Genomic DNA, 25,560 nt, shown 5'->3' with positions numbered 1-25,560 from the left:
GCGCCGAGCGTGGGGCGTATAGGCCCGACCTGCGGCCGCTATACTTCCGCCCATGTCCAACCTCCACGGTCGCCAGGCGGCATGGTCCCGCTACTGGCGGCACGGCGCGCTGCACTCGCTGCCCGACGACTTCGACGGCAACTACGCCGGCACGATCCGCGCGTTCTGGCTGCGCCAGTTCCAAACGCTGGCAAGCGACCAGCGTGTTCTCGACATCGGCACCGGCAACGGCGCGCTGCCGCAGCTGGTCTGCCAGGCCTGCACGGGCGCCACGCCGCACGTCGACGCGATCGACCTCGCCGAAATCTCTCCCGATTGGATCGCGTCGCAGCCCGGGGCGTGCCGGGACTCGCTGCACTTCCACTCCGGCGTGTCGGCCGAAGCACTGCCGTTCCCGGACCGATCGTTCGACCTTGCCACCAGCCAATACGGCATCGAGTACTGCGACGCCGCGCGCACGGTGCCGGAGCTTGCGCGGGTGCTCAAGCCGGGCGGGCGCGTTGCGCTGCTGCTTCACCACCACGATTCACGGCTGGCCGAAGTGGCGCGCGAAGAACTGCGCCTTGCAGACTGGCTGCTGCAGGAAGGCGGTTTCCTCGACTGCCTGGAAGCCATCATTCCCCGGGTCGCACAGGCCGCTTCCGCCGAAGGCCGCGAGCGGCTGCGTGCCGACCCTTCAGCCAACCGCGCCCGCGAGGATTTCAATCGCGCGATGCAGGCATTGGCGACGGCCGCAGCGGCGAGCCCGTTCCCCGACCTGCTCGAAGAAGCCCGCGCGTTCTCGGCGCAGGCGCTGAACGCGCTGCAGGGCGAATCCGCCGCAGACATCCTGTCGCGCTGCCACGAGTACCGCGAGTCTCTGCAAGACGCCAGGCTGCGCTACGCGGAGCTGTGCGAATGCGCGATGGATGAAGCGACGGTGGCATCGTTCGCCCGGCGCCTCGCCGACAGCGGGTTGGTGGCGATCCGCTACGCGCCGATCAGCCACGACAACGGCATGTTGATGGGCTGGACGCTGGTCGCAAGCGCGGCGGAAGCATAGCCCCGGCCTGCGCTGCATTGCGTAGGAGCGCCCCATGGGCGCGTTTGCTCTTGCGGGCAGGCCATCGCGCGCATGGGGCGCTCCTGCGCGAAGCTGGACATCCGACAACGACCCCGCGCGCGCCATGCACCGCATGCGACCTGCAGGAGCGGCTTCAGCTGCGAGCTTTTGGACCGATGCGAGAAGCTCGCGGTTGAAGCCGCTCCTGCAAGGTTTGCCCGGCTGCCGCCGACGTCAGCGCCGCGGGATGGGTTGACCGGCTGCGCCGTTGCAAGCCGCTGCGCTCAACCCATCCCGTGGACTCAATCCCGCAAACCGGCCGCGATGCGCTGTTGCTCGGCGTGCAGCGCCTGCGGCATGCGCTCGCCGTACTCGGCGAGGTAGGCGCCGATGCCGTCGAACTCGCTGCGCCAGCCATCGCGCTGGAAGCCGAACAGCTTCTCGATCGCTTCGCCGGAAAGCGCCACCCCGGCCAGGTCGAGGTCTTCCGGCCTCGGCAGCGCACCGATCGGGGTATCGACCGCGCCCGCCTCGCCCTTCACCCGCGCGATCATCCATTCGAGCACGCGCAGGTTGTCGCCGAAGCCCGGCCACAGGAAGTCGCCGCCGTCGCCCTTGCGGAACCAGTTGACGTGGAACACCTTCGGCAGCTTCGCGCCCGGCTTGTCGAACGACAGCCAGTGGCCGAAGTAGTCGCCGAAGTTGTAGCCGCAGAACGGCTTCATCGCCATCGGGTCGCGGCGCATCACGCCGACCTGGCCAGTGGCCGCGGCGGTGGTCTCCGAGCCCATCGACGCGCCCACGAGCACGCCGTGGGTCCAGTCGCGCGCCTCGAACACCAGCGGCACCAGCGACGCGCGGCGGCCGCCGAAGACGATCGCCGAGATCGGCACGCCCTGCGCGGCCTCGGCCTGCGGCGAGTACGACGGGCACTGCTTCGCGCTCACGGTGAAGCGCGAGTTGGGATGCGCGGCCTTGCCGCTGCCGGCGACGTAATCGCGGCCCTGCCAGTCCTTGGCCGGCACGCGGTCGTCGAGGCCTTCCCACCACGGCTGGTTGTCGTCGGTGACCGCGACGTTGGTGAAGATGGTGTCGTGCTGGATCGAGGCCAGCGCGTTCGGGTTGGACTTGTCCGAGGTGCCCGGCGCCACGCCGAAGTAGCCGGCCTCGGGATTGATCGCGTACAGCCGGCCATCCTCGCCGGGGCGCATCCAGCAGATGTCGTCGCCCACCGTCCATACCTTCCAGCCCTTCTCGCGATAGGAATCGGGCGGGATCAGCATCGACAGGTTGGTCTTGCCGCAGGCGCTCGGGAACGCCGCGGCGATGTAGTGCGTCTCGCCCTGCGGGTTCTCGATGCCGACGATCAGCATGTGCTCGGCGAGCCAGCCCTCGTTGCGCGCCTGGTGCGAGGCGATGCGCAGGGCGTGGCACTTCTTGCCCAGCAGCGCGTTGCCGCCGTAGCCGGAGCCGTAGGACTTGATGCTCAGCTCGTCGGGGAAATGCATGATGTAGCGGCGGTTCGGGTCGAGTTCGCCGGTCGAGTGCAGGCCGCGCACGAAGCTTCCTTCGCGCTCGATCCGCGCCAGCGCGGGCGCGCCCATGCGCGTCATCAGGCGCATGTTGGCGACGACGTACGGCGAGTCGGTGATCTCCACGCCGCAGCGCGACAGCGGCGAATCGATCGGTCCCATGCAGTACGGGATCACGTACATCGTGCGCCCGCGCATGCAGCCGTCGAACAGCGCATCGATCTTCGCGTGCGCCTCGGCCGGCGCCATCCAGTGGTTGTTCGGGCCGGCGTCTTCTTCCTTCTCGTGGCAGACGAAGGTCAGGTGCTCGACGCGCGCGACGTCGTCCGGGTCGGAGCGGTGCAGCCAGCTGCCCGGGTGGGTCTTGTCGTTGAGCGGCAGCAGGGTGCCGTCGGCCTGCATCTGCGCGGTCAGCGCGTTGAATTCGGCATCGCTGCCATCGCACCAGTGGATCCGGTCGGGCCGGGTCAGCGCTGCAACCTCCGCGACCCACTCATTCAGGGCCTCCAGGGAACTGGGGGGCGAGGAAGGAAGGGGATTCGCGTTCATCAATTGCTCTCATGCCTTGGAAGGGGTGGAATCAGCGTTGCCATCATGTGCTCGACGTAGGCCTCGAACTCGTCGCGCGGCGGCCGGGACTTCTGCAGCTGAAGCTGCAGCTGCAGGAAGCCCACGTAGGCCGCGTACGCCAGCCGGGCACGGTGCTGGGCGTCGCTGCGGCCGAGGCCGGCCTGGCGGAACGAGGCGGTGAGGTATTCGAGCCGACGCTGCGACACGCGCTCCATCACCGGCTGCACCGCCGGGTGGTCGAGCGCTTTGAGCAGCGCGCTGTAGATCACGTGCGACTTGGCCTCGTGCGCGACCAGCTGGAACAGGTCGCGCAGGCGCTCGCGCGGATCGGGGATGGCCTCGAGGGTGCCGAACACGGCCTCCTGCTCGAAGCTCTCCCAGCGCTCCAGCGCGGCCTGCAGGAGCGCGTCGCGCGAAGGGAAGTGCCAGTAGAAGCTGCCCTTGGTCACGCCCAGCCGGCGCGCCAGCGGTTCGACCGCCACCGCTGCCACGCCCTGTTCGGCGATCAGGTCGAGCGCGGCCTGGGCCCAGTCCTCGGCACTCAGGCGCGCCTTGCGTTCCGGTTTGTCGGGTGCCGGTGCCGATGCGATGGACGTCATGGCTGCCAGTGTATCCATACGCCACCGACCGGAACAGTATCGTTCCGCATTTGCCAGCGGTGCGCGGCGTATCGGCTACTGTTTGCAGAATTCCATACTTGTGCGTATGGTGGTCGAATCGCGCGATGGCAACATCGTGCGGGCTACCCTCCCTGTTCAGGCAGCTCACCGGAGTCCGAGAGATGAGCATCTTGCTTCCCTTCGTCGCTTTCCTCCTCGCCGGGGCGGTCGCCGCCTATCACCGGCTGCGGCTCGCCTACTGGGCCGCCATCACCGCGACCCTGCTGGTCGCCTGCTGGCTGCTGGGCGCCAACCACGCCGCCGTGATCGTCGCCGCCGTACTGGTGGCCCTGATCGCGGTGCCGCTGTTGATCCCCGGCATCCGCAAGCCGCTGGTCACCGCGCCGCTGCTGAAGTTCTACCGCAGGATCCTGCCGCCGCTGTCGCAGACCGAGCGCATCGCGCTGGAGTCCGGCTCGGTCGGCTTCGAGGGCGAGCTGTTCTCGGGCGCCCCCGATTGGAACCAGCTGCTGTCGCAGCCGGCACCGAGGCTCACGGACGAAGAGCAGGCCTTCCTCGACGGCCCGGTCGAGGAGCTGTGCAAGCAGATCAACGACTGGGAGATCACCCACGTCCATGCCGATCTGCCTCCGGCGATGTGGGATTTCATCAAGCAGCACAAGTTCTTCGGGATGATCATCCCGAAGGAGTACGGCGGCCTGGGCTTCTCCGCGCTGGCGCACCACAAGGTGATCCAGAAGATCGCCTCGATGTCGAGCGTGGTCAGCTCCACCGTCGGCGTGCCCAACTCGCTCGGCCCGGGCGAGCTGCTGGTGCACTACGGCACCCAGGAACAGAAGGACTACTACCTGCCGCGCCTGGCCGCGGGCGTCGAGGTGCCCTGCTTCGGCCTGACCGGCCCGTTCGCAGGCTCCGACGCGACCTCCATCCCCGACTACGGCATCGTCTGCCAGGGCGAGTGGAACGGCGCCAACGTGCTCGGCATCAAGCTCACGTTCGACAAGCGCTACATCACCCTGGCACCGGTGGCGACGATCATCGGCCTTGCCTTCCGGCTGTACGACCCCGACGGCCTGATCGGCGACACCAACGACATCGGCATCACCATCGCCCTGGTGCCGCGCGACACCGAGGGCGTGGACATCGGCCGCCGCCACTTTCCGCTCAACTCGCCCTTCCAGAATGGCCCGATCCACGGCCGCGAGGTGTTCATCCCGCTGAGCCAGCTGCTCGGCGGCGAGGATTACGCCGGCAAGGGCTGGCAGATGTTGAACGAACAGCTGTCGATCGGCCGCTCGATCACCCTGCCCTCCACGGCCAGCGGCGGCGCCAAGATGGGTGCGATCGCGACCGGTGCGTACGCGCGCATCCGCAAGCAGTTCGGCCTGTCGATCGGCCGCTTCGAGGGCGTCGAGGAGGCGCTCGCGCGCATCGCCGGCAAGGCCTACGCGATCAGCGCGCTGTCGCAGGCCACCGCGATGGCGGTGGATCGCGGCGAGACCCCGGCGGTTCCGTCGGCGATCGCCAAGTACCACTGCACGACGATGGCGCGCGAAGTCTCGAGCGACGTCATGGACGTGCTCGGCGGCAAGGGCATCATCCTCGGCCCGCGCAACTTCGCCGGCCGCAGCTGGCAGGCGGCGCCGATCGCGGTCACCGTCGAAGGCGCCAACATCATGACCCGCAGTCTGCTGATCTTCGGCCAGGGCGCGATCCTGTGCCATCCGTGGGTGCTCAAGGAAATGAAGGCGGCGCAGAACCCGGACGAGCGAGCGGGGCTGGAGGAGTTCGACCGCAACCTGTTCGGCCACATCGGCTTCGCGATCTCCAACGCGGTGCGCTCGTTCTGGTTCGGCCTGACCGGCGCCAAGGTCGGCAAGGCGCCTGGCGACGACTACACCCGCCGCTACTTCCGCAAGCTCGACCGCTACTCGGCCAACCTGGCGCTGATCGCCGACGCCTCGATGCTGCTGCTCGGCGGCAAGCTGAAGTTCAAGGAGTCGCTGTCCGGGCGCCTGGGCGACGTGCTCAGTCATCTGTACCTGACCAGCGCGATGCTCAAGCGCTACCAGGACGAGGGCCGGCCGGCCGGCGACCAGCCGCTGCTGGCGTGGGCGTTCCACGACTCGGTGCACAAGATCGAGCTGGCGCTGTCGACGGCGCTGCGCAACTACCCGATCCGCCCGGTGGGCTGGCTGCTGTGGGCGCTGGTGTTCCCGTGGGGCCGCCGCGCGCAGGCGCCGAGCGACCGCCTCGGACACCGCACCGCAGCCCTGCTGATGGCGCCGAACGAGGCGCGCGACCGGCTCGCCAACGGCGTGTTCACCACGCCGTGCGAGAACAACCCGGCCGGCCGCATCGACAGCTACCTGGCCAGGGCGATCCTCGCCGAACCGGTGGAGCGCAAGTTCCTCAAGGCGCTGAAGAACAGCGACATCGAGGCGCTGGACTTCGCCTCGCAGCTCGACGAGGGCGTGCGCGAGGGCTGGATCACGGCCGACGAGCGCGCCCAGCTCGAGGAACTGCGCGCGTTGACGCTCGACGCGATCACGGTCGACGACTTCGACACGCATGAACTGCGCGCCGCGTCGTACTACGACCTGCCGCAGCACAAGCGCGTGCCGCTCGAGGCGGCCTGACGCGCCGTCGGGTACTTGCCCCCTGCCTTGCGGGAGCGGTTCCGGCCGCGAGCGTTGTTGCTGCCCCCTGCCTTCACGGGGGAGGAGCAGAAGCTCGCGGCTGAAGCCGCCCCTGCGGCACTTGAAGGTCATCGCCATGTCCACCTCCGTCCTCGCCCTCTATCGCCGCATCACCCGCTGGCCCGCGGGCCACTGGCTGTTCTCGCGCGCGGTGTGCTTCAAGGCGCCCTACTTCGCCAGCATCCGTCCGCGCATCGAACTGCTTGAACCTGGCCGCTGCGTGGCCAGCCTGCGCCACCGCCGCGCGGTCACCAATCACATCGGCACCGTGCATGCGATCGCGCTGTGCAACCTGGCCGAACTGACCGGCGGATTGATGATCGACGCCAGCCTGCCGGCGTCGATGCGCTGGATTCCCAAGGGCATGGCGGTCGAGTACCTGCACAAGGCGGTCGGCACCATGCGCGCCGTGGCGACGCCTGCGCAGCCGGCGATCGAAGCCGCCGCGGGCTACGAACTGCCGGTCGACGTGGAAGTCACGAACCCCGCCGGCGAAGCAGTATTCCGCGCCCGCATCTCGATGTGGATCTCACCGCGCCGCTGAAGCGCGACTGCAGCCGGCGTCTAGGCACGCCGGCCTTCAAGCACCGGCTTCAACATCGCCTCGCTGGCGCGGAACCGCCCGCTGGTGCACTGGGACTCCTGGAATCGTCGGGGGTGCAACCGCGACCTACGCAAGCCACAGTGCCGCGATCGCGGCCAGTGCCGGTGCGGCCTGCACGTAGAAGATGCGCCGGCTGACCGTCGCCGCGCCATACAGCCCGGCGACCATCACGCAGGCGAGGAAGAACAGCGCGACGTCCTGGCGCGAGGTCGCTCCCGCCCACAGCAGCCCGGCGGCGAGGAAGCCGTTGTACAAGCCCTGGTTGGCCGCCAGCACGCGCGTGACGGCGGCCTTCTCGGGCGTGTTGCGGAACACCTTCATCCCTGCCGGACGCGTCCACAGGAACATCTCGAGCACCAGGAAGTACAGGTGCAGCAGCGCGACCAGGACGATCAGGACAACGGCAACAATCGGCATTTCCAGTTCCTGCACGGATACGGATGCAACGTGGACGGCATCGCTTCGCAACGCCCCGCCTCCGCCGGCATGCCGAGGCCCCGGCAGCGGCTCAGAGCTCGGCCCCTTCCGCGATCCCGTTCCGGCTCTGTGCATCGTAACGCCGATCACGAAACTCGTACTTCAGCCTGGTCCGACGCAGCTGCCGGCTGGCCGCATCCCTGACCTGCTTGCAATCGGGCTGCAAGCCGATCGCCTGGATCCGCGCCCTCGCCTCCTCCGCCGCCGCGCGCGCGTTCGCGCGATGCGTCGCCTCGTGCCGTTCCAGCGCGGCCAGCGCCCGCTCCCAGCGCTCCAGTTGCCAGGCCGGGACCATCTGGGCGGGGTTCCATTCGGGCAGCGTCACATCGATGTCGAGCCGCACCTCGAGGTCGCGCAGGCGGCACCCTGCGGATGACCTGTCGAACTCGTAGGCGATCGTGATATCGCTGCGGGTGCGGCCATGCGTTCCCTCCGCCCCCCGCAGCGCGGGAATGTCGTGCTGCAGCTGCGCGCGCAGCTCGTCGATCGAGCCGGCGACCAGCGTGTAACGAATGATCGTTTCGTTGATCCGGACCGACGAGGGACCGGTCCGCCCGGCCGGCCCCGCGTGGAGCGGGTGGCAGCACAAGGCCAGTGACAACAGCGCGACCGCAACGACCCGCTGTCGCGGGCGACGCCGGGCGCGGGGACATTCCTGCTCGACCGGGTAGCGTTCCAGCATCACCGCACAGGGCGCAGCGGCATCGCCGCCCGCGCCATCGCTGCGGATCGGCCGCATCCACGGGCTTGCATCGGCAACATGGACGCCATCTCCACGCGCGCTCAGCCCGCGCCTGCGGCCGGCCGCGCGCCGGCATCGGTGCCGCCGGCAGGGCCGCCGCGCACATCCGCACGCTCGGACGGCAGCCTGGCTTCCTCCTTCAGCAACCGCCACGCGCTGAGGGTCATCACGCTGGCGAACAGCAGGCCGACGCCGAACACCATCTGCGAACCGAACGCCGCCAGCACCTTGTACGTCCACGAGAAAGTGATTTCGCCGCCGCGGAAGAACGCGGTGTCGATGGCCGCGCCGGCCTTGTAGCGCCATTCCCGCGGCACGCGCGTGTAGATGGTCTCGCGGCCCGGCTTCATCAGCGAAAACTCGTTGGAACGCGTGACCACCTGGACGATGCCGACCACGATCGGCAGCGGCGACGCGGTGAGCACCGCGAAGCCGACCAGCAGGCACGCCATCGGGATCATCAACACCGCCAGCAAGCCGTAACGCGACAGCAGGAAGCGGGTCAGCAACAGCTGCACGACCAGCGTCAGCACGTTCACCGCGATGTCGATACCGGCGTAGTAGGCGGTACGCGCCTCGGCGGTGGCGAAACCTTCGCGGGCGATGGAGGCCTGTTCGTTGTAGAGCAGCTGGCCGACGCCGACGCCCAGGAACACCATCGCCGCCAGCCAGCGCAGCAGCGGCTCCTTCGCGATCAGCTTCAGGCCGGCCAGCACGTCGCCGCCCATCGCACTTTCGTTGTCGCGCCCGGTTTCGCGCTCACGCGACACCGCCCATCGGCGCAGCTTCCAGATGCACACCACGCAGGCGGCGAGGAAGCACGCCGATACCAGCATCAGGTTCGCCAGGCCCACCTTCTCCGCCAGTGCGCGGGTGATGAGCGGGCCGGTGAACGCACCTATCGTGCCCGCCGCACCGATGTAACCGTAGTACTTGCGCGCCTCGGCATTGGTGAACACGTCGGCCATGAAGCTCCAGAACACGGCCACCGAGAACACATTGAAGACCGTGACCCACAGGAAGAACGCCATCCCGCGCCCGGCAACCTGGCTGTCGAACAACAGGTGGAAGCCGAGCAGGCACAGGATGAAGAACCCGAACAGCACCGGCAGGAACACGCCGCGCGGGAAGCGGCTGACCAGCGCGCCGTAAACCGGCTGCGCGACCAGGATCAGGATGAAGGAACAGGTGGACAGCACTTGCAGGATCAGCTCCTGCAGCGGGATGCCATGGGCGGCGAAGAAGCCCACCATCTCCGGCGGGAACACCGCTTCGACATCGCTCGACGCACCCATCGCATCGCGCACCGGCCGCAGCACGTAGTAGCCGCTGAGCAGGCAGAAGAAGTACAGGAACGACCACAGCAGCGGCGGCGACTCGGCCAGTGCCGAGCGCAGGCGTGCGGTGCGGCCCGCGGTGGCGCCATGGTCGGTCGTGCTGCTCAATTCGGTATCCGCCCCGTGGGCCGCGCAAACGTTATCCCATGCCCGCGCGACGCGCTACCTCGCAGAGCATATGCTCTAGTCCCGCTCCCTAACTTGGCCGGATGACCGACTCCAAGAACAACGCGCGTGCCGCCTACGACTACATCATCGTCGGCGCCGGTTCCGCCGGCTGCGTGCTCGCCAACCGCCTGTCCGAGGATCCCGCCTGCAAGGTGCTGCTGCTGGAAGCCGGCGGGCGCGACTGGCATCCCTTCATCCACATGCCGGCCGGGTTGGCAAAGATCGCTGGCAACCGGCGCATCAACTGGGACTACAGCACCGTGCCCGAGCCGCAGCTCGGCAACCGGGTGATCTGGTGGCCGCGCGGCAAGGTGCTCGGTGGCTCCAGCTCGATCAACGCGATGTGCTACATCCGCGGCGTCGCCGGCGATTACGACGACTGGGCCGCGCAGGGCGCGCACGGCTGGGACTGGGCCAGCGTGCTGCCGTGGTTCAAGCGTGCAGAAGGCAATACCCGCGGCGGCGACGCGTTGCACGGCGGCGACGGCCCGCTGACGGTTTCGGACCTGCGCAGCGTCAATCCGCTCTCGCAAGTGTTCATCGAAGCCGGCCAGCAGGCGGGCCTGGCGCGCAACGACGACTTCAACGGCTCCGCGCAGCTCGGCATCGGCCTGTACCAGGTCACCCAGCGCGACGGTGCGCGCTGCTCGGCCGCGGTGGCCTACCTCGACCCGGCCAGGCCGCGGCCGAACCTGACCGTGCGCACCGGCACCCTGGTCGAACGCATCCTCTTCGACCGGCAGCGCGCCGCCGGCGTGGCCTGCGTGCAACAGGGCAAGGCGCGGCGTTACCTGGCCTCGCGCGAAGTGATCCTCAGCGGCGGCGCGATCAATTCACCGCAGCTGCTGATGCTGTCCGGCATCGGCCCGGAAGCGGAACTGCGACGGCACGGAATCGAAACAGTCGTCGCGAGCAACGGCGTCGGCACCAACCTGCAGGACCACCTCGACGTGTGCACCCTGCAGCACGAAACCCGGCGCACCAGCTACGACCGCGCCAACGAACTGAAGCTGGCCTTCGACTACTTCCTGCGCGGCCGTCGCGGCCCGGGCACCAGCAACATCGCCGAAGGCGGCGCGTTCCTGCGCTCGCCGCTGGCCACCGACGAGCGCGCCGACATCCAGCTGCATTTCATCCCGGCGATGATCGACGACCACGGCCGCAACCGCCTGCCCGGCGACGGCTACACCATGCACGCCTGCAACCTGCACCCGCGCAGCCGAGGCCGGATTACCCTGGCCAGCGACCGTGCGACCGACAAGCCGCGGATCGAAGCCAACTACCTGGGCGACCCGGAAGGCTTCGACCTGAAGGTGATGGTCGAATGCGCGCGCATCTCGCTGGACATCCTCGCGCAGAAGGCGTTCGACGATTTCCGCGGCGCGCCGATCTTCCCCGCCCGGCTCCCGCGCAACGATGCCGAGCTGGTCGAGTTCGTCCGCGCCAAGGCCGAGACCGTCTACCACCCGATCGGCACCTGCCGCATGGGCAGCGACGACGCGGCCGTGGTCGACCCGCAGCTGCGGGTGCGCGGCATCGACGGGCTGCGCGTGATCGACGCGTCGGTCATGCCGACGCTGCCGACCGGCAACACCAACGCACCCACGATCATGATCGCCGAGCGCGCGGCGGACCTCGTCCGCGGCGGGAATTGATTCCCGCGCGGCGATAGCCGGGCTTTCGCGCAGGTGCGCGAACCGGGGCGGGCATCCGGCAGCTGCCGTCATCCGGGCGCTGCGGGAAATCCGACGGGCAGCCGCGAGCCGGAGTCCACCCGGTTCCGCGGCGCCCAAGCGCAGGCGGGAATCCAGCGGCTTCGCGCGAAAGAGTTTCCGCGCGCGCCGCAAACGCCGGGTGTTACGCCCGCTCCAGCATCGGCGGCAGCGGGCAATGCAGCACGCCGCAGATCGTGCGCAGCAGTTCCGCTTCGGCCACGCAGATGCGGCCGTCGTGGCTGGCTGCGGCGGTGATCGCTTCGACCATCACCTGCTTGGCAAGCGGATCGAGCGCATCAAGCGGCTCCCACACCGCATCGAGCGCCAGCACGCCGTTGGCCGGCGGCGCGTAGGGCACGTGGTCGCGCGGCAATACCCGCTGCATGCCGGCCAGGTACGCACGCTGCGCTTCGGCCGGGTCGTCGCTGCCGGCGTTCGCAACCACCGCCAGCAGGGTCGCGAATTCCTGCTTGACGTTGCCCGGCTTGCGTCGGCCAAAGCGTGCATAACGCGCCGGGTCGAGCGATTCGCGCACCTGCACGTGCAGCAGCCGGCCGAGGCAGTACTCGAACAGCGATACCTGCCCGTCGGCGTTGACCGCGGCGAACACCGCGTCCATGAACACTTCGAGCTCCGGGCGCGGGCGCAGCCGAAGCACCGGAAACGCGAGCGCCGCCAGCGGCAGGCGCTGCATCGGGTGCAGGGCCTGCGCCAGCCTGCCGCGGAAGGCAAGCGCAACCTCGGCCGCTTCGTTGCCCATCCGCGAGGCGATCTCGATGCGCTGCTTGCCGAGCACCGCCGGATCGCTGGCCAGCAGCATGCCCAGCAGCAGCGGCATCACCTGGTCGCGCTGGCGCGCCAGTTCGCGCAGGTCGTCCGGGATCGTGTTGACGATGGCGTCGGCGCGCCGGTAGTCATCCTGCTCGGGCTGCGCCACCTGCGAAGCCACCATTGCCGGAGTGACGTTGATCCGCGACGAAGCCGCCGGCAGCGCATCGTGCGCGCCGGCCAGGCCCATGCGCGCGTCCTCCTGCAGGCCGTTGGGCGGCGTGGTGCGCCACTGGGCCTGCATGCGTTCGAGCTGCTCGGCGCGGAAGCCCGGCTCCAGCGCCTGGATGCGCTTGAGGATCGGCGGATGGGTGGCGAACAGGCCGCTGAAGCCGATCCCGTCGCCGAACAGCATGTGGCTGATCTCCTCCGTCTCGCCGCGTGAGCCCAGCCGCGAACCTTCGTGGATGCCGGCGATCTTCTTCAGCGCGCCGGCCAGGCCCGCGGTCTGGCGGGTGAACTGCACCGCCGAAGCATCGGCCAGCGACTCGCGCGTGCGGCTGATGCCGGCCTTGATCATGCGCCCGAACAGCAGCCCGACGTAGCCGATCACGATCGCCACCAGCGCCATCACCAGGAAGATCGCCACGCCGTCGCGGCTGTTGCGGCTCATGCCGCCGTGCATCATCAGCCGGCGGCCGATGATGCCCATCACCATGATCCCGAACAGCACGCCGATCAGGCGGATGTTCAAGCGCATGTCGCCGTTGAGGATGTGGCTGAACTCGTGGGCGATCACGCCCTGCAACTCGTCGCGGTTGAGTTTCTCCAGCGCCCCGCGGGTGACCGCGATGGCCGCGTCCGAGGTCGAGTAGCCCGCCGCGAAGGCGTTGATCGCCGACTCGTGCTCGAGCACGTACAGCCCGGGCATCGGCACGCCCGATGCGATCGCGATCTCCTCGACCACGTTGCGCAACCGCTGCAGGTAGCGGTCGGTGGTGTCCACCGGTACCGGCGTGCCGCCGAACTGCAGCGCCACCGCCTCGCCACCGCCGCGCAGCGACGCGATGCGGTACATCGAGGCCCCGCCGATCACCGCCAGCGTCACCAGCGTGGTGAACAGCAGGATGCCGGCCGCCCCGTCGCCGCGGCCGAACACCAGCATCACCGCCAGGTCGACCGCGACCACGATCGCGATCACAGCCAGCGCAAACAGCACCACCAACCGTGTCGACGTGCGCCGCGCCGCGGCCTGGTGTTCGAAGAAGTTCATCGGGAAACCGGGATTGGGGATTCGGGATCCGGGATTCGAAAAGCCAGGCTGACGAAGCCTGCGCGGGAGGGGGAGCCTTCACCGGCGGCGTAGCGGCGCCGCCTTTTCGAATCCCGGATCCCCACCCCCGATTCCCGGCCAGTCAGAACTCGACCTTCGGCGCCGCCCGTACCTGCGCCTGCTGGTCGGCCGGGATCTCCAGCAGCGCGGCCGGGGCGAAGTTGAACATGCCGGCGACGATGCTCGAGGGAAACACCTCGCGCTTGTTGTTGTAGGCCATCACCGAATCGTTGAACGCCTGCCGCGCGAAGGCGACCTTGTTCTCGGTGCTGGTGAGTTCCTCGGTCAGCTGCATCATGTTCTGGCTGGCCTTGAGGTCCGGATAGGCCTCGACCGTCACCAGCAGCCTGCCCAGCGCGCCATCGAGCATGCCCTGGCTGCGGCTGAGTTCGGCCATCGCCGCCGGGTCGCCCGGGGAAGCCTTGGCCGCGGCCAGGCCCGCCTGGGCGGCGTTGCGGGCCGCGGTCACCGCTTCAAGGGTGCCGCGCTCGTGCTCGAGGTAGCCCTTGGCGGTCTCGACCAGGTTGGGGATCAGGTCGAATCGCCGCTGCAACTGCACGTCGATCTGGGCGAAGGCGTTCTTGTAGGCGTTGCGCGCCGTGACCAGGCCGTTGTAGATACCGATGGCCCAGAATGCGAACACCACCACAATTGCGAGCAGGATCAACAAAGTAACCATCAAAGCTCCCCTTGTTCATGCAATCCGGAAATCAGGCGTTATGATCAGCCTGCAGTCGCAGCATACGCAGGGGGCAGGCCCGATGAAAGACGACAAGAGGCGGCATCGGCTCACCTGGCGAGGCGGGCTGACCGGCGTGTTGCTGTCGATGGCACTGGCGACATCCGCGCAGACGCCGCTGCGCTGGAACACCCAGCCGGCATCGCCCGCGCCCGCCATCGCCCAGCACGAACCGCTGCCGACCCAGCCTGCTTCGATCCCGGGCTACCTGCCGCCGGTCGAGGAGGTCATGCCACCCTCCTCGGACTTCAACGTCCGCCAGCTCGAGGCAATCGCGCAGGAGCTGGTCGCCAACCAGCGCGTGCCCGGCCTGGCCATGACCATCGTCCAGGGCGGCCGCGTGCTCAGCGCGCGCGGCTACGGCATCACCGACGTCAGCAATGCCGAGCCGGTCGATGCGCATACCGTGTTCCGCCTCGCCTCCTTGTCGAAGGCCTTCGCCGGCACCGTCACCGGGCTGCTGGTCAACGAAGGCTCGCTGCGCTGGGACAGCCATGTCGCCGACTACATGCCGTCTCTGCAGTTCTCCGAACCCGGCGCCGCGCAGCAACTCACGGTGGCCGAGGTGTTGAGCCAGCGTGTCGGCCTGACCCACAACGCCTACGATCGCGAGCTCGAGCGCAACGTCGACTACAACACCCTGGTGCAGAAGCTGGCCTATGCGCCGATGAAGTGCGAACCGGGCGAGTGCTACAGCTACCAGAACGTCGCCTTCAGCCTCGTGGGCAACGTGGTCTACGGCGCGAGCGGGCAGTTCTTCAGCGAAGCGGTGAGCCGCCGCATCTTCAAGCCGCTGGGCATGAACGATGCGAGCTACGGGCTCGAAGGCATCGAGGCAAGCCCGAGCTGGGCACGCCCGCACGTGCGCGCCGGCGGCGGCTGGCGTTCGCTGACGCCCAAGCCCACCTACTACCGCGTGGCGCCGGCCGCCGGCGTCAACGCCAGCGCCAGCGACATGGCGCAGTGGCTGCTGGCGCAGACCGGGCACCGCCCGGACGTCCTGCCGGCACCGCTGCTGGCAACGTTGCACGCACCCGTCGTCGCCACCCCCGGCGAAACCCGCGGCTCGTCGTGGCGCCGCCAGCGGTTGAATGCCGCCGGCTACGGGATCGGCTGGCGCATCTACGACTATGCCGGCCACCGCGTGGTCTTCCACGGCGGCGCGGTGCAGGGGTATCGCGGCGCGATCGCCCTGCTTCCACAGCGCGATCTGGGCATCGCGATCCTGTGGAACAGCGAAAGCAGCCTGCCCTCGGGACTGCTGCCGACGATCCTCGATCGCGCGATCGGACTTCCAGCGCAGCGCTGGCTGGATGTCGATCCGTTCCCGGACGTGCTCTACGCCGAAGACGACAGCCGGCCGACCCGGCCCAACCTGCCCCGCACCGACAAGCACGGCGGCGCGCACGCATCGTCGGCCAACGCGAACCCGCGCTGAGCCATCGCTGTTAGCGAGATCGTGTCGCCTCGGCTACCGGCCACCCCGTGTCCGCACTGCGCAGCGACACCGGGGAAGGCTTGAACAGCCCTGCCGTCGTCCGCCGCTCCCGCAAGCGCAGGGGCTTCAACAGGCGAACGCCGGTCATCCAGTAGCGCTCCTCGACGCCTGAAGTTCCAGGCTCCCCGCAGTCTCGGGGATGGCGACGATCGTCCAGGTGCCGCTGCTGCCCTCGCACGACCGTTCGCCTTGTCCCGCAGGTAACCCGGGCGGGCCGTTGCTCCGGCGCATAAAAAAACTCCCTCTCCGCCTGGGCTGCGGAGAGAGAGTCCTGATGACCGCTGATCCGGTTTTTCTTCTTACATCATCGGAGCAGGTGCGGACGGGATTGCCACGGAGGCAGCCTTCTTCGCACGCTTGGCCGGTCGCTTGGCTTTCTTTGCAGGCTTCTTCGCAGCCTTCTTGGCCGTCTTCTTGGCAGCCTTCTTGGCCGGGCGCTTCTTTGCCGCCTTCTTGGCGGTCTTCTTCGCCGGGCGCTTGGCGGCCTTCTTGGCTACCTTCTTCTTGGCGACCTTCTTCTTCGCTACCTTCTTCTTGGCAGCCTTCTTCGTCACCTTCTTGGCGACCTTCTTCTTGGCGGCCTTCTTCGCTACCTTCTTGGCAACCTTCTTCTTCGCTACCTTCTTGGTGGCCTTCTTGGCCGGCCGCTTCGCGACCTTCTTGGCGACCTTGCGGGCGGCCGACTTGCGAACTGCCTTCTTCGCGGTCTTGCGGACCGCCTTCTTCGCCGCCTTCTTGGCGGGACGTTTCTTTGCAGCTTTCTTCGTGGCCATGTGATGGCTCTCCTCGTCAGTGGAACTATCGGGTGTAGCAGCCCAGTTCAAAACAGCGCCGCGGGTATCGGACCCGCGACCAACCGCCAACGCGCGAAGCGCGCCGGGACGGATTCGGATTCGGCCTGCACCCCCTGGTGCCGACCGCTTGCGTGGAGGCCCTGCCCGTCGGCATGCCGCCCGCATAAAAAACCCGCATCGCATGGCGACGCGGGTGGTGATCATGGAGACGTTGCGTTTTCGCAGCGGAGACGATGCCTGATTCCACCTTGAGGAATTTCCGGGCAGAGGTCTTTGTTGTGCTGCGCGTTTTCGCTTGGGTTCGACTCACTCTCTTCTGCGTCGACGTCTGTTGCAGCGAAACCTAATCACGGTTTTTTCAACTGTCAACACCCCCGCAAGGTTTTTCTTCGCCGTCCACCCGGGCAGCGATCACACGTTCGCGCCCGCCAACCCGCGCCCGCACGCTGCGTCTGCGTCATGTCGTCCACGCAACGCAAGGAACGAGATTGAAATAGCGCGGAAAACAAGCTGTTTTCTGCAAGCACGCCAGCGCGCATGCGCGTTGGCAACGATGCGCACGACACGCGTCGCATGCATCGCACGCGACAGGACGAAGCTGCACGCAGGCTGTCGACGCACCTCTTCCGGGCGACGCGTTTCCGGCACTGCACAAGCCGGATTGCGCAAAACTGCGCAAGAAGAACGGCTGCTTCACCGACCGTCCGGGAAGCAGTCCGAACCGGTTTGCAGACCCGGCGACGGATGACGATGCACCGATTGCATGCTGTCGGGAACGGCACGCGCGCATGCGCGACCTGCCTTCGTTCCTGTCCGGAACGCATGCCCGAAGCGCGCATCAAGGGCTGGTTGTTCGCGCCTCGTTCCGGGGATGCGAGCGCGCGACAGACGATGAATGCGGCAGCGGCAAACGCTCGCGAACGAAGCTGCCCGCGCACGGCCAACTGCATCGACACCGCTCGACTCCCGGCAGTCGGCTGGCAGGGCATCGCGCGGCACCGCCACCTGCCCGTCGCCTGCCGCGGCATCGTCGTCGCGTGCGCCACTTCCGCGGCACGCCAGGCGCGTCCGACCGGCCGCACCGCGCGCGCGTCCAGAGTCACCCATCCAGTGCGGCGTGCAGCGGACGGCCAGCGGCAACCGTCACGCCACCGCGTTCAGCGCGGGTCTCGTCGCTGTCGACGCAGGAAGGAGCGGCGACAGAGAACGCGTCGCGCGCCCGGCCTGCGTTCGCGCAGGGGGCGCCAGGATCGATACCGGTTTCATGAACGGGGCGCGGAGTCGTTCGCTCCGCGCCCGAGGGCTTGCGCGCCTGTGCGGCGGCGCCGCCAGCGACTCGTCAGCTGTCGTCTTCTTCCAGCAGTTCGGCGTAGTCGTCGGGATCGAGCATCTCGTTGAGCTGGTCCGGGTCGTCGATCTCGACGACGAAGATCCAGCCTTCGCCGAAAGCGTCCTCGTTGATGGTCTCGGGCTTGTCGGCCAGCGCGGTATTGACCGCGGTGATGGTGCCCGACACCGGCGAGTAAACGTCGGACGCCGCCTTCACCGATTCCACCACCGCGCATGCGGTGCCGGCCTCGGCGCGCTCGCCCACCGTCGGCAGGTCGACGTAGACCAGGTCGCCGAGCAGTTCCTGCGCATGGTCGGAGATGCCGATGGTGACCTTGCCGTCGCCTTCGACGCGGGCCCACTCGTGGGATTTCATGAACTTCAGGTCGCCTGGGATCTCGCTCATGGGATCGTGCTCCGGATCTGCTGCGGTCGATGGAAGGGGACGCTAGTTTAGCGAAGGAACGCCGGGGTGGCAGTGCGTCGTGTCGCCTCGCGGCGACGCCGATGCCGGCGACCGGTCAGATGCCGTCCTGCGGCTTGCCGTCGCGCACGAACGGGAACCTGACCACGCGCACGGGGACTTCACGGCCGCGGATGTCGACCCGCACGCCCGCGTCATCGGCCGCGTCGCCCGCCGGCACGCGGGCGAAGGCGATCGCCTTGCCCAGCGTCGGCGAGAACGTGCCCGACAGGATCTCGCCTTCGCCATTCGCGGTGAGCACCTTCTGGCCGTGGCGCAGCACGCCCTTGTCGTCCATCACCAGGCCGATCATGCGGCGCGCGGTGCCGGCGGCCTTTTGCGACTCGAGCGCGCCGCGCCCGATGAAGTCGCGACCTTCGTCCAGCGCCACGGTCCAGCCGAGCGCGGCTTCCCAGGGAGAGACGGTTTCGTCCATGTCCTGCCCGTACAGGTTCAGTCCGGCCTCCAGGCGCAGCGTGTCGCGCGCGCCGAGTCCCGCCGGCTTCACCCCCGCGGCGAGCAATCCATTCCACAGGGCAACGGCATCGCCTTCGGGCATGACGATCTCGAAACCGTCCTCGCCGGTGTAGCCGGTGCGGGCGACGAACAGCGACGCGCCAGCGGCCGACCGGGCCTCGATGCCGGCGAACTTGCCAAGCTTGCCGACGCGGGTGCGGTCGCCCTCGGCGATCAGGCCGAGCGCCTTGTCGCGCGCGTTGGGACCCTGCACGGCGATCATCGCCAGGTCGGTGCGTTCGCCGACGTCGACTTCGAACGCGGCGGCCTGCTGGTTGATCCACGCCATGTCCTTGTCGCGGGTCGCGGCGTTGACCACCAGGCGGAACCATTCGGCCCCGCCCTCGTGCGGCATCAGGTAGATGATCAGGTCGTCGATCACCCCGCCCTGCGCGTTGAGCATGCAGGTGTACAGCGCCTTGCCGGGCTTCTGCAGCTTGTCCACCGAGTTGGCGACCAGCCTGCGCAGGAACTCGCGCACCCGCGCGCCGCGCAGGTCGACCACGGTCATGTGCGAGACGTCGAACATGCCGGCATCGCGGCGCACCTGGTGGTGCTCCTCGATCTGCGACCCGTAGTTGAGCGGCATGTCCCAGCCGCCGAAATCGACCATCTTCGCGCCGAGGGCGCGGTGGGCGTCGTTGAGGATCGTCTTCTGGGTCATGGCGGGCTCGTCCGGGACAAAGGACGGATTATCCCAGACCCGCACGCGACTTGTGGGAGCGTCGCGCGGGCGCGATCGCGCGGACGAGGCAACCAAGCGCGCCCGTGCCCCCATGGGCGCGATCAGTTCGCGGCTTCGACCTGCAGCGTCATGCCGTCGGCACCGACGACGCGCACCTGCACGCCGGCCGGCAGGTCCGGGCCGCTGACGTCCCAGTAGGCGTCGGCGATCTGCACCCGGCCGCGCCCCTGCACGATGGCGCTTTCCAGCGGCACCACCCGCCCCGCCAGCGCCGCGGCGCGGCGATTGAGCGCGGGCTGGTCGCTCTTGGGTTCACGGCTGCGGAACCACTTCCGGTAAACCTGGATCGAAACGAAGCTCAGCACGATGAACGCCGCGACCTGCGCCAGCAGCGGGATGCCCGGTACCAGCAGCGTGCCGACGAACACCACCACCGCCGCGAAGCCGAGCCAGAGCATGAACGCGCCCGGCGCCATCGTCTCGGCCGCGAACAGCAGCAACGCGACCGCGGCCCAGGTGAAGACGTCCCAGCGCATGGCTCAGCCCCCTTGGCGCGGCATGGCCGGCGGCTGCGCCGCACGCGCGGCCTGCTGCCCGAACGATTCCTTCGCCAGCTCGGCAATGCCGCCGAGCGAGCCGATCACACCGGCCGACTCCATCGGCATCATCACGAACTTCTGGTTCGGCGCCATCGCCAGCGCCTTGAACGCCTCGATGTACTTCTGCGCGACGAAGTAGTTGATCGCCTGCACGTTGCCGCCGGCGATCGCCTCGGACACCATCTGCGTCGCCTTGGCCTCGGCCTCGGCCAGGCGTTCGCGCGCCTCGGCGGCGAGGAACGCGGACTGGCGGTCGCCCTCGGCATCGAGGATCGTCGACTGCTTCTCGCCCTCGGCCTTGAGGATCGCCGCCTGGCGGAAGCCCTCGGCCTCCAGGATGTTGGCGCGCTTCTCGCGCTCGGCCTTCATCTGCCGCGCCATCGCCTCGACCAGGTCGCGCGGCGGCGCGATGTCCTTGAGTTCGATCCGGTTGACCTTGATGCCCCAGGGATGCGTGGCCTGGTCGACCGCCAGCAGCACCTTGGTGTTGATCTCGTCGCGCTTGGACAGCGACTCGTCCAGGTCCATCGAGCCGATCGCGGTACGGATGTTGGTCATCACCAGGTTGAGGATCGCGATCTCCAGCGTCGCCACCTCGTAGGCGGCCTTGGCCGCGTCCAGAACCTGGAAGAACACGATGCCATCGACCTTGACCACCGCGTTGTCCTTGGTGATCACGTCCTGGCTCGGCACCTCGAGCACCTGCTCCATCATGTTGATCTTGCGCCCGACGCTGTACATGATCGGGATCAGGAAATGCAGGCCCGGCGTCATCGTGTGGGTGTAGCGGCCGAAGCGCTCCACGGTCCACTCGTAGCCCTGCGGCACCACGCGCACGGTCTTGAACAGGATGACCACGCCCGCGATGAGCAGGACGATGGCAAGCAGCGATCCACTGAACATGACGATCCCCTTCGTTTGATGGCCCCAGTATAGGGTCGCCGAAGCGCCATCGGCGCTGCTGCGACGCTTTCGCCCACCGCGGCATCCATGCAGGGGAATGCTGATCGAAACCGTCCCCGCCGCTGCCATTCTCACCCCCGCGTCCGGGCGTGCCTCAAGCTTCGCGATCGAGGTCCCGGAGGCGCTGCTGGCCCGCGCGCGGGCCGGCGAGCACGCGGCCTTCGAACAGATCTATCGCCGCTTCGAACGGCCGGTGTTCACCCTGGCGGTGCGCATCTGTGGCGAACGCGAGGCCGCCGCCGACGTGCTGCAGGAGACGATGCTGAAGGTGATTGCAAGGATCGGCGACTTCCGCGGCCGCGGCAGTCCGTTTTGGGGCTGGCTGCGGCAGATCGCGGTCAACGAGGCGCTGATGCACCTGCGCCGCGGGCGCCGCCAGGCCGGGGAACTGCCGGTCGACGGCCACGAGCCGGCCGACGAACAGGCGCTGCCGCCCCCTGCCGCCGCCGATGCCGCCCAACTGCAGCGCGCGCTGGCGCAGCTGCCGGCCGCCACCCGCGGCGTGCTGTGGCTGTACCACGCCGAGGGCTACACCCACGAGGAGATCGGCGAGCTGATGCAGCGCACGCCGAGCTTCTCGAAATCACAGCTGGCCCGCGGCACGCGGCGATTGCGCGCGCTGCTGCAGATCGAGGAAAACGACCATGCCTGACTTCACTTCCCGTCCCGTCGATCCGCCTGCCGGCTGGCACGAGGCGCTCGCCGCGCTGCCGCTGGAGGACGCGCCCGCCGGCGGCTGGGCCGCGGTCGCGCAGCGGCTCGACGCGCGCCGGTTCGACCCGCGTCGCCGCATCCCGCGCTGGCTGCCGCTGGCCGCCGCAGCGGCGCTGGCGCTGGCCGTCGTGCCGGCGTGGCTGCCGCAGCCGGCCGACGAGCAGCCCGCGGCGGCGGCAACGCCGCCGGCCGCGATCGCGCGAGAGGACACCGAAGCCGGACCCGCGAGTATCGAACAGTTGCATGCCGAGTCCGCGCGCCTGGAGGCGCTGCTGCAGTACGCCCGCGACGGGCGTGTGGCCAGCGGCGCGGCCGCAGTGATGGCAGCCGAGTTCGAAGCCCGCATCGGCGCCATCGACGCGGCGCTGATGCGGCCCGGCCTCACGGCGGCGCAAAGGACACGGCTATGGCGCGAGCGCGTGGACGTGCTGCGCGACTTCGCCGGTTTCGAAAGCACGCGCCGCTGGCTGGCCGCCGGCGGCGAGCAATACGACGGCGCGCTGGTAAGCATCAATTGAGCCGCGCCGCGCAACGCACCTACCGCCCTCAGGCACGGAGACCCCATGAACACCACCACCAAAACCATTCTCGCCCTCGCCTTGGCGACATGCCTGGCCCCGACTGCACAAGCGCAGGCGCAAGGCATGACCGTGCGCCCGGCCGACGACACGACCTCGCGACTGACGCTGGACCAGATGCGCAAGGAGCGGTTGGGATCCTTCGGCGAAAAGTTCGACCGCAAGCGCAATGGCGCCGAGTCGCTGCTGCGCCCGGTGATCGGCGTGGTGCTGTCACCCGACGACGTGGCCGGCGTGCGGATTTCCGGCGTCACGCCTGGCGGCGGCAGCGCCAAGGCAGGGCTGAAGCCCGGCGACCGCATCGTCGTGATCGACGGCCGCCAGCTGCAGGGTTCCAGCGGCACGCTGCGGCTGCACAACGCGCAGAAACTGCTGTCCCGGCTGGAAGCGGGATCGCCGGTCCGGATCGGCTACGTGCGCGATGGCAAGCCGGCCAGCATCGCGGTGACGCCACAGATCGACCAGACCGTGTATCTCGTGCGTGACGACGGCTCATTGCTGCGGGCCGATGGCAACGTGCAGATGCTGCGCGATCGCGCGGGCCGGATCCAGGTCACTGCGGATCGCATCGACAACTCGCTCGCCCCCGGCGTGGCACCCGAGGTTCGCCGCGAGATCATCCGCATCGGCCCCGGCATTGCATGCAAGGGCAACGAATGCGACATGCCGGCGCTGATGTCGGCGTTCCGCTGGAACGGCCTCAACCTGGCCTCGGTCGACAAACAGCTGGGCCGCTACTTCGGCACCGACCAGGGCGTGCTCGTGCTGTCGAACGGCGAACTGGCCGGACTGCAGGCCGGCGACGTGATCCAGCGCATCGACGGCAAGCCGGTGTCCAGCCCGCGCGAGGCGATGGCGGCGATGGGCAACAAGCCCGGCGGCGCGAAGGTGACGGTGGATTACCTGCGCGACCGCAAGGCCGGCAAGGCGCAGGTCACGGTGCCGAAACTGGCACCGCTGCCGCTGCCACCCGCGCCGCCCGCGCCGCCCGCGCCTCCGACCGCACCAAAGGCGCCTCCGCCGCCGCCCGCGCCGCCTGCACCGCAGGCCGCGGCGCCGTCACTTCCGCCTGGACCACCGATGGCACCGGCAGCGCCGCGCCCGCCCGCGGTGCCGGACGGCGCCGGCATGTTCACGCTCGTGGCGGACGACGGGCCATCAGTCTCGTTCGCATGGAATGCCGGTGATGCCACGCCCGTGGACGTGGAGTAAGCGGAAGAATGCTCGTCGAGAGGTTCGGCCGGACGCCGCATAGCGAGCGAGCGCGGCGCTGTCGCCCGCAAGCTGAAACGCATGGGTGGGCTCAACGAAGTCGAAGGGCGTTCGGCGAGCCGGCGTCCAGCGTGGTTGCCGGCTGGCGGGCGACCTGAAGGGATGCGTGGCCGGCAGGGAGCCGGATGCGGATGCCCCCCGCCGGGACCCAGGCCGGTCCGGCACCTATTTGGTCAGGATGAGCTTGTCGTTGCGGGTATGGCGCAGGCGATAGCACTCGTTGCCGTGGCGGATCAGCAGTTCACGCTGGCCCTTGAGCAGGCGGTTGCTGTCGATCTCGATGGTCTCGACGGCTGCGGGCCGCTCACCGGCATGGTGGGCGACGGGATGGCTGGTGGCGCTGTGGGACGCGGCCTGTGCGTGCGACTGGGCAACGAACATCGATCGGCTCCCTCGATAGGAGTCGCCAATGATAATGATTCTCATTTGCCTGTCAAGCGGTTCCAGTCAGCCGCGTGATCAGGCCATCGCCGCCTCGACCCGTGCCCACTCCGCGTCGCCCATGCGCGCGGCCACCTCCAGCGCCTCCAGGTTCTGCAGCAGCTGCGCCACCCGGCTGGCGCCGAGGATCACGCTCGACACGTGCGGATTGCGCAGGCACCAGGCGATCGCCAGCGCCGCCGGCGAAACACCCAGCGTCGCCGCGAGCGCGGTGAACGCGCGTGTCCGCACCAACCGCCGCGACGCGTCGTCGCCAAGCACGTCGCGCTGCAGCCAAGCGTAATCTTCGCTGGCCAGCCGCGAATCGGCCGGCACGCCCTCGTTGTACTTGCCGGTCAGCAGGCCGGAGGCCAGCGGCGACCAGGTCGTCGTGCCCATGCCGAAGTCGGCATAGAGCGATGCGTACTCGCTCTCGACCCGCTCGCGGTGCAGCAGGTTGTACTGCGGCTGCTCCATCGTCGGCGCCTGGAAACCGCCCGCGCGCGCGGCTTCGTGCGCCTCGCGGATGCGCTCGGCCGGCCACTCCGAGGTGCCCCAGTACAGCACCTTGCCCTGCCGGACCAGCACATCCATGGCCGCCACGGTTTCGGCGACCGGTGTGTCCGGGTCGGGCCGGTGGCAGTAATACAGGTCGAGATAGTCCACGCGCAGGCGCTTCAACGCCGCGTGGCAGGCATCGTGCACATGCTTGCGCGACAGGCCCTTCTGCGTCGGCCGTGGCTTGTCGACCGCGCCGAAGAACACCTTGCTCGACACCACGAAACCGTCGCGCGGCAGGCGCAGGTCGGCGATCACGTCGCCCATCACCTGCTCGGCCGCGCCGTTGGCATAGGTCTCGGCGTTGTCGAAGAAATTGATGCCGTGGTCCCACGCCGCGGCCACCAGGTTGCGCGCGTCGCCTCGCGCGACCCGGCCGCCGAACGTGGCCCAGGCGCCGAACGACAGCGCGGACAGCTGCAGGCCCGAGGAACCGAGGCGGCGGTACTGCATTGGAATCTCCTGCCGCATGGACTAACGCGGCGATCCGGGACGGGAACCAACAGTCTATGGGCATCGCCATCCTGGCCGCATCACATGACAGCGGCGCGCCCGCCCGCTTCGCCCTGTCGCCTTGTGCTTCCGTACCTTCGGCTTGCGTTGCCCTGGCGGACACCTCGGGCGCGACGAAGCCCGCGAGAAACCCGCATCGATCCCGCAACCCCGCGTATCGCCGCGTCACGAGAACGGGCGGACCGTCCGTGGCCACGCGCCGTTGCCCACGCCGCTGCGCCGCGACCCTGCGCGACGAGCCCGGGTCCATGCACGACAACACGCCACGCCTCTGCCGGCTCGAGCCCCACGCAGCACCCCGCCGAGGAAGCC

Annotated in this window: 22 protein-coding genes; 8 read left to right on the top strand and 14 right to left on the bottom strand. The window is 68.8% G+C overall.

Annotation, left to right across the window (positions count from 1 at the left end):
* Window positions 1-52: 52 nt before the first annotated feature.
* A complete protein-coding gene (locus H570_RS17970) occupies window positions 53-1,042 on the top strand; it encodes a class I SAM-dependent methyltransferase (protein WP_051175958.1) in 990 nt (329 codons plus the stop codon).
* A gap of 302 nt (window positions 1,043-1,344) precedes the next feature.
* Here H570_RS17970 and H570_RS0101475 read toward each other — a convergent pair whose 3' ends face one another.
* On the bottom strand, window positions 1,345-3,123 hold the full coding sequence (locus tag H570_RS0101475; protein ID WP_036134617.1) for a phosphoenolpyruvate carboxykinase (GTP): 1,779 nt from the start codon (window positions 3,121-3,123) through the stop codon (window positions 1,345-1,347).
* Window positions 3,123-3,743 carry a TetR/AcrR family transcriptional regulator gene (locus H570_RS0101470; RefSeq protein WP_051176014.1) on the bottom strand — a complete coding sequence of 207 codons (621 nt, stop codon included), beginning with the start codon at window positions 3,741-3,743 and terminating at the stop codon, window positions 3,123-3,125. Before H570_RS0101470 ends, H570_RS0101475 begins: the two co-directional genes overlap by 1 nt.
* Window positions 3,744-3,925: 182 nt before the next feature.
* On the opposite strand from H570_RS0101470, the gene H570_RS0101465 reads away from it, so the two are divergent.
* Both H570_RS0101465 and H570_RS0101460 read left to right on the top strand, forming a co-directional pair.
* A complete protein-coding gene (locus H570_RS0101465) occupies window positions 3,926-6,403 on the top strand; it encodes an acyl-CoA dehydrogenase (RefSeq protein ID WP_027079203.1) in 2,478 nt (825 codons plus the stop codon).
* 136 nt (window positions 6,404-6,539) lie between these two features.
* Complete coding sequence (locus H570_RS0101460) at window positions 6,540-7,007, top strand: hotdog fold domain-containing protein (RefSeq protein WP_027079202.1); 468 nt, start codon at window positions 6,540-6,542, stop codon at window positions 7,005-7,007.
* 126 nt (window positions 7,008-7,133) lie between these two features.
* Here H570_RS0101460 and H570_RS0101455 read toward each other — a convergent pair whose 3' ends face one another.
* From H570_RS0101455 to H570_RS15870, 3 genes are all read right to left on the bottom strand, one after another.
* A complete protein-coding gene (locus tag H570_RS0101455) occupies window positions 7,134-7,484 on the bottom strand; it encodes a DUF1304 domain-containing protein (RefSeq protein WP_027079201.1) in 351 nt (116 codons plus the stop codon).
* Window positions 7,485-7,575: 91 nt separating this feature from the next.
* Window positions 7,576-8,283, bottom strand: coding sequence for a DUF922 domain-containing protein (locus tag H570_RS0101450; protein WP_027079200.1), 708 nt, complete (start codon window positions 8,281-8,283; stop codon window positions 7,576-7,578).
* A gap of 44 nt (window positions 8,284-8,327) precedes the next feature.
* Window positions 8,328-9,731, bottom strand: coding sequence for an NTP/NDP exchange transporter (locus H570_RS15870; RefSeq protein WP_245559507.1), 1,404 nt, complete (start codon window positions 9,729-9,731; stop codon window positions 8,328-8,330).
* A 101-nt stretch (window positions 9,732-9,832) separates the two neighbouring features.
* On the opposite strand from H570_RS15870, the gene H570_RS0101440 reads away from it, so the two are divergent.
* A complete protein-coding gene (locus H570_RS0101440) occupies window positions 9,833-11,446 on the top strand; it encodes a GMC family oxidoreductase (protein ID WP_027079199.1) in 1,614 nt (537 codons plus the stop codon).
* Window positions 11,447-11,648: 202 nt separating this feature from the next.
* Here the strand turns inward: H570_RS0101440 and H570_RS0101435 are convergent, their stop codons facing one another.
* Window positions 11,649-13,547: a M48 family metallopeptidase gene (locus H570_RS0101435; RefSeq protein ID WP_027079198.1), complete on the bottom strand. Its 1,899-nt coding sequence runs from the start codon at window positions 13,545-13,547 to the stop codon at window positions 11,649-11,651.
* A gap of 142 nt (window positions 13,548-13,689) precedes the next feature.
* A complete protein-coding gene (locus H570_RS0101430; RefSeq protein WP_036134613.1) occupies window positions 13,690-14,286 on the bottom strand; it encodes a LemA family protein in 597 nt (198 codons plus the stop codon).
* A gap of 82 nt (window positions 14,287-14,368) precedes the next feature.
* On the opposite strand from H570_RS0101430, the gene H570_RS0101425 reads away from it, so the two are divergent.
* On the top strand, window positions 14,369-15,784 hold the full coding sequence (locus H570_RS0101425) for a serine hydrolase domain-containing protein (protein ID WP_036134807.1): 1,416 nt from the start codon (window positions 14,369-14,371) through the stop codon (window positions 15,782-15,784).
* Window positions 15,785-16,143: 359 nt separating this feature from the next.
* Here H570_RS0101425 and H570_RS19555 read toward each other — a convergent pair whose 3' ends face one another.
* The 5 genes from H570_RS19555 to H570_RS0101400 form a co-directional block, all read right to left on the bottom strand.
* A complete protein-coding gene (locus tag H570_RS19555; protein ID WP_027079195.1) occupies window positions 16,144-16,617 on the bottom strand; it encodes a hypothetical protein in 474 nt (157 codons plus the stop codon).
* Window positions 16,618-17,977: 1,360 nt separating this feature from the next.
* On the bottom strand, window positions 17,978-18,373 hold the full coding sequence (gcvH, locus tag H570_RS0101415; RefSeq protein ID WP_027079194.1) for a glycine cleavage system protein GcvH: 396 nt from the start codon (window positions 18,371-18,373) through the stop codon (window positions 17,978-17,980).
* A 115-nt stretch (window positions 18,374-18,488) separates the two neighbouring features.
* Window positions 18,489-19,610: a glycine cleavage system aminomethyltransferase GcvT gene (gene gcvT / locus H570_RS0101410; protein WP_027079193.1), complete on the bottom strand. Its 1,122-nt coding sequence runs from the start codon at window positions 19,608-19,610 to the stop codon at window positions 18,489-18,491.
* 122 nt (window positions 19,611-19,732) lie between these two features.
* A complete protein-coding gene (locus H570_RS0101405; protein ID WP_027079192.1) occupies window positions 19,733-20,167 on the bottom strand; it encodes an NfeD family protein in 435 nt (144 codons plus the stop codon).
* A gap of 3 nt (window positions 20,168-20,170) precedes the next feature.
* A complete protein-coding gene (locus tag H570_RS0101400) occupies window positions 20,171-21,133 on the bottom strand; it encodes an SPFH domain-containing protein (protein WP_027079191.1) in 963 nt (320 codons plus the stop codon).
* Between the two features lie 97 nt (window positions 21,134-21,230).
* Here H570_RS0101400 and H570_RS0101395 point away from each other — a divergent pair, with 97 nt between their 5' ends.
* Genes H570_RS0101395 through H570_RS15860 form a run of 3 tightly spaced genes read left to right on the top strand, consistent with a single transcriptional unit; the run spans window position 21,231 to window position 23,697 of the window.
* Window positions 21,231-21,845, top strand: coding sequence for an RNA polymerase sigma factor (locus H570_RS0101395; RefSeq protein WP_051175957.1), 615 nt, complete (start codon window positions 21,231-21,233; stop codon window positions 21,843-21,845).
* Window positions 21,838-22,425, top strand: coding sequence for a hypothetical protein (locus tag H570_RS17965; protein WP_027079189.1), 588 nt, complete (start codon window positions 21,838-21,840; stop codon window positions 22,423-22,425). The genes H570_RS0101395 and H570_RS17965 overlap by 8 nt, the downstream gene beginning before the upstream one ends.
* A gap of 45 nt (window positions 22,426-22,470) precedes the next feature.
* Window positions 22,471-23,697: a PDZ domain-containing protein gene (locus tag H570_RS15860; protein WP_084499597.1), complete on the top strand. Its 1,227-nt coding sequence runs from the start codon at window positions 22,471-22,473 to the stop codon at window positions 23,695-23,697.
* Between the two features lie 225 nt (window positions 23,698-23,922).
* On the opposite strand, the gene hemP is transcribed toward H570_RS15860, so the two are convergent.
* Both hemP and H570_RS0101375 read right to left on the bottom strand, forming a co-directional pair.
* The gene (hemP, locus tag H570_RS15855; protein WP_036134607.1) at window positions 23,923-24,138 is read right to left on the bottom strand and encodes a hemin uptake protein HemP; all 216 of its coding nucleotides are present in this window, start codon (window positions 24,136-24,138) and stop codon (window positions 23,923-23,925) included.
* A gap of 78 nt (window positions 24,139-24,216) precedes the next feature.
* The gene (locus tag H570_RS0101375; protein ID WP_027079188.1) at window positions 24,217-25,188 is read right to left on the bottom strand and encodes an aldo/keto reductase; all 972 of its coding nucleotides are present in this window, start codon (window positions 25,186-25,188) and stop codon (window positions 24,217-24,219) included.
* Window positions 25,189-25,560 lie beyond the last annotated feature (372 nt).

Origin of the sequence: Luteimonas mephitis DSM 12574 (assembly GCF_000422305.1) — a bacterium.
GTDB classification, from domain to species: domain Bacteria; phylum Pseudomonadota; class Gammaproteobacteria; order Xanthomonadales; family Xanthomonadaceae; genus Luteimonas; species Luteimonas mephitis.
Note: the sequence above shows the minus strand (reverse complement) of the source record. Positions and strands in the feature narration are given on the sequence as shown.

Coding starts and splice junctions, on each gene's coding strand:
- H570_RS17965 (WP_027079189.1), top strand. CDS start 21,838: ATGCCTGACTTCACTTCCCGTCCCGTCGATCCGCCTGCCGGCTGGCAC.
- gcvH (WP_027079194.1), bottom strand. CDS start 18,373: ATGAGCGAGATCCCAGGCGACCTGAAGTTCATGAAATCCCACGAGTGG.
- H570_RS15860 (WP_084499597.1), top strand. CDS start 22,471: ATGAACACCACCACCAAAACCATTCTCGCCCTCGCCTTGGCGACATGC.
- gcvT (WP_027079193.1), bottom strand. CDS start 19,610: ATGACCCAGAAGACGATCCTCAACGACGCCCACCGCGCCCTCGGCGCG.
- H570_RS17970 (WP_051175958.1), top strand. CDS start 53: ATGTCCAACCTCCACGGTCGCCAGGCGGCATGGTCCCGCTACTGGCGG.
- H570_RS0101425 (WP_036134807.1), top strand. CDS start 14,369: ATGAAAGACGACAAGAGGCGGCATCGGCTCACCTGGCGAGGCGGGCTG.
- H570_RS0101440 (WP_027079199.1), top strand. CDS start 9,833: ATGACCGACTCCAAGAACAACGCGCGTGCCGCCTACGACTACATCATC.
- H570_RS0101395 (WP_051175957.1), top strand. CDS start 21,231: ATGCTGATCGAAACCGTCCCCGCCGCTGCCATTCTCACCCCCGCGTCC.
- H570_RS0101455 (WP_027079201.1), bottom strand. CDS start 7,484: ATGCCGATTGTTGCCGTTGTCCTGATCGTCCTGGTCGCGCTGCTGCAC.
- H570_RS0101470 (WP_051176014.1), bottom strand. CDS start 3,743: ATGACGTCCATCGCATCGGCACCGGCACCCGACAAACCGGAACGCAAG.
- H570_RS0101405 (WP_027079192.1), bottom strand. CDS start 20,167: ATGCGCTGGGACGTCTTCACCTGGGCCGCGGTCGCGTTGCTGCTGTTC.
- hemP (WP_036134607.1), bottom strand. CDS start 24,138: ATGTTCGTTGCCCAGTCGCACGCACAGGCCGCGTCCCACAGCGCCACC.
- H570_RS0101465 (WP_027079203.1), top strand. CDS start 3,926: ATGAGCATCTTGCTTCCCTTCGTCGCTTTCCTCCTCGCCGGGGCGGTC.
- H570_RS0101475 (WP_036134617.1), bottom strand. CDS start 3,123: ATGAACGCGAATCCCCTTCCTTCCTCGCCCCCCAGTTCCCTGGAGGCC.
- H570_RS0101400 (WP_027079191.1), bottom strand. CDS start 21,133: ATGTTCAGTGGATCGCTGCTTGCCATCGTCCTGCTCATCGCGGGCGTG.
- H570_RS0101460 (WP_027079202.1), top strand. CDS start 6,540: ATGTCCACCTCCGTCCTCGCCCTCTATCGCCGCATCACCCGCTGGCCC.
- H570_RS0101450 (WP_027079200.1), bottom strand. CDS start 8,283: ATGCGGCCGATCCGCAGCGATGGCGCGGGCGGCGATGCCGCTGCGCCC.
- H570_RS19555 (WP_027079195.1), bottom strand. CDS start 16,617: ATGGCCACGAAGAAAGCTGCAAAGAAACGTCCCGCCAAGAAGGCGGCG.
- H570_RS0101375 (WP_027079188.1), bottom strand. CDS start 25,188: ATGCAGTACCGCCGCCTCGGTTCCTCGGGCCTGCAGCTGTCCGCGCTG.
- H570_RS0101435 (WP_027079198.1), bottom strand. CDS start 13,547: ATGAACTTCTTCGAACACCAGGCCGCGGCGCGGCGCACGTCGACACGG.
- H570_RS0101430 (WP_036134613.1), bottom strand. CDS start 14,286: ATGGTTACTTTGTTGATCCTGCTCGCAATTGTGGTGGTGTTCGCATTC.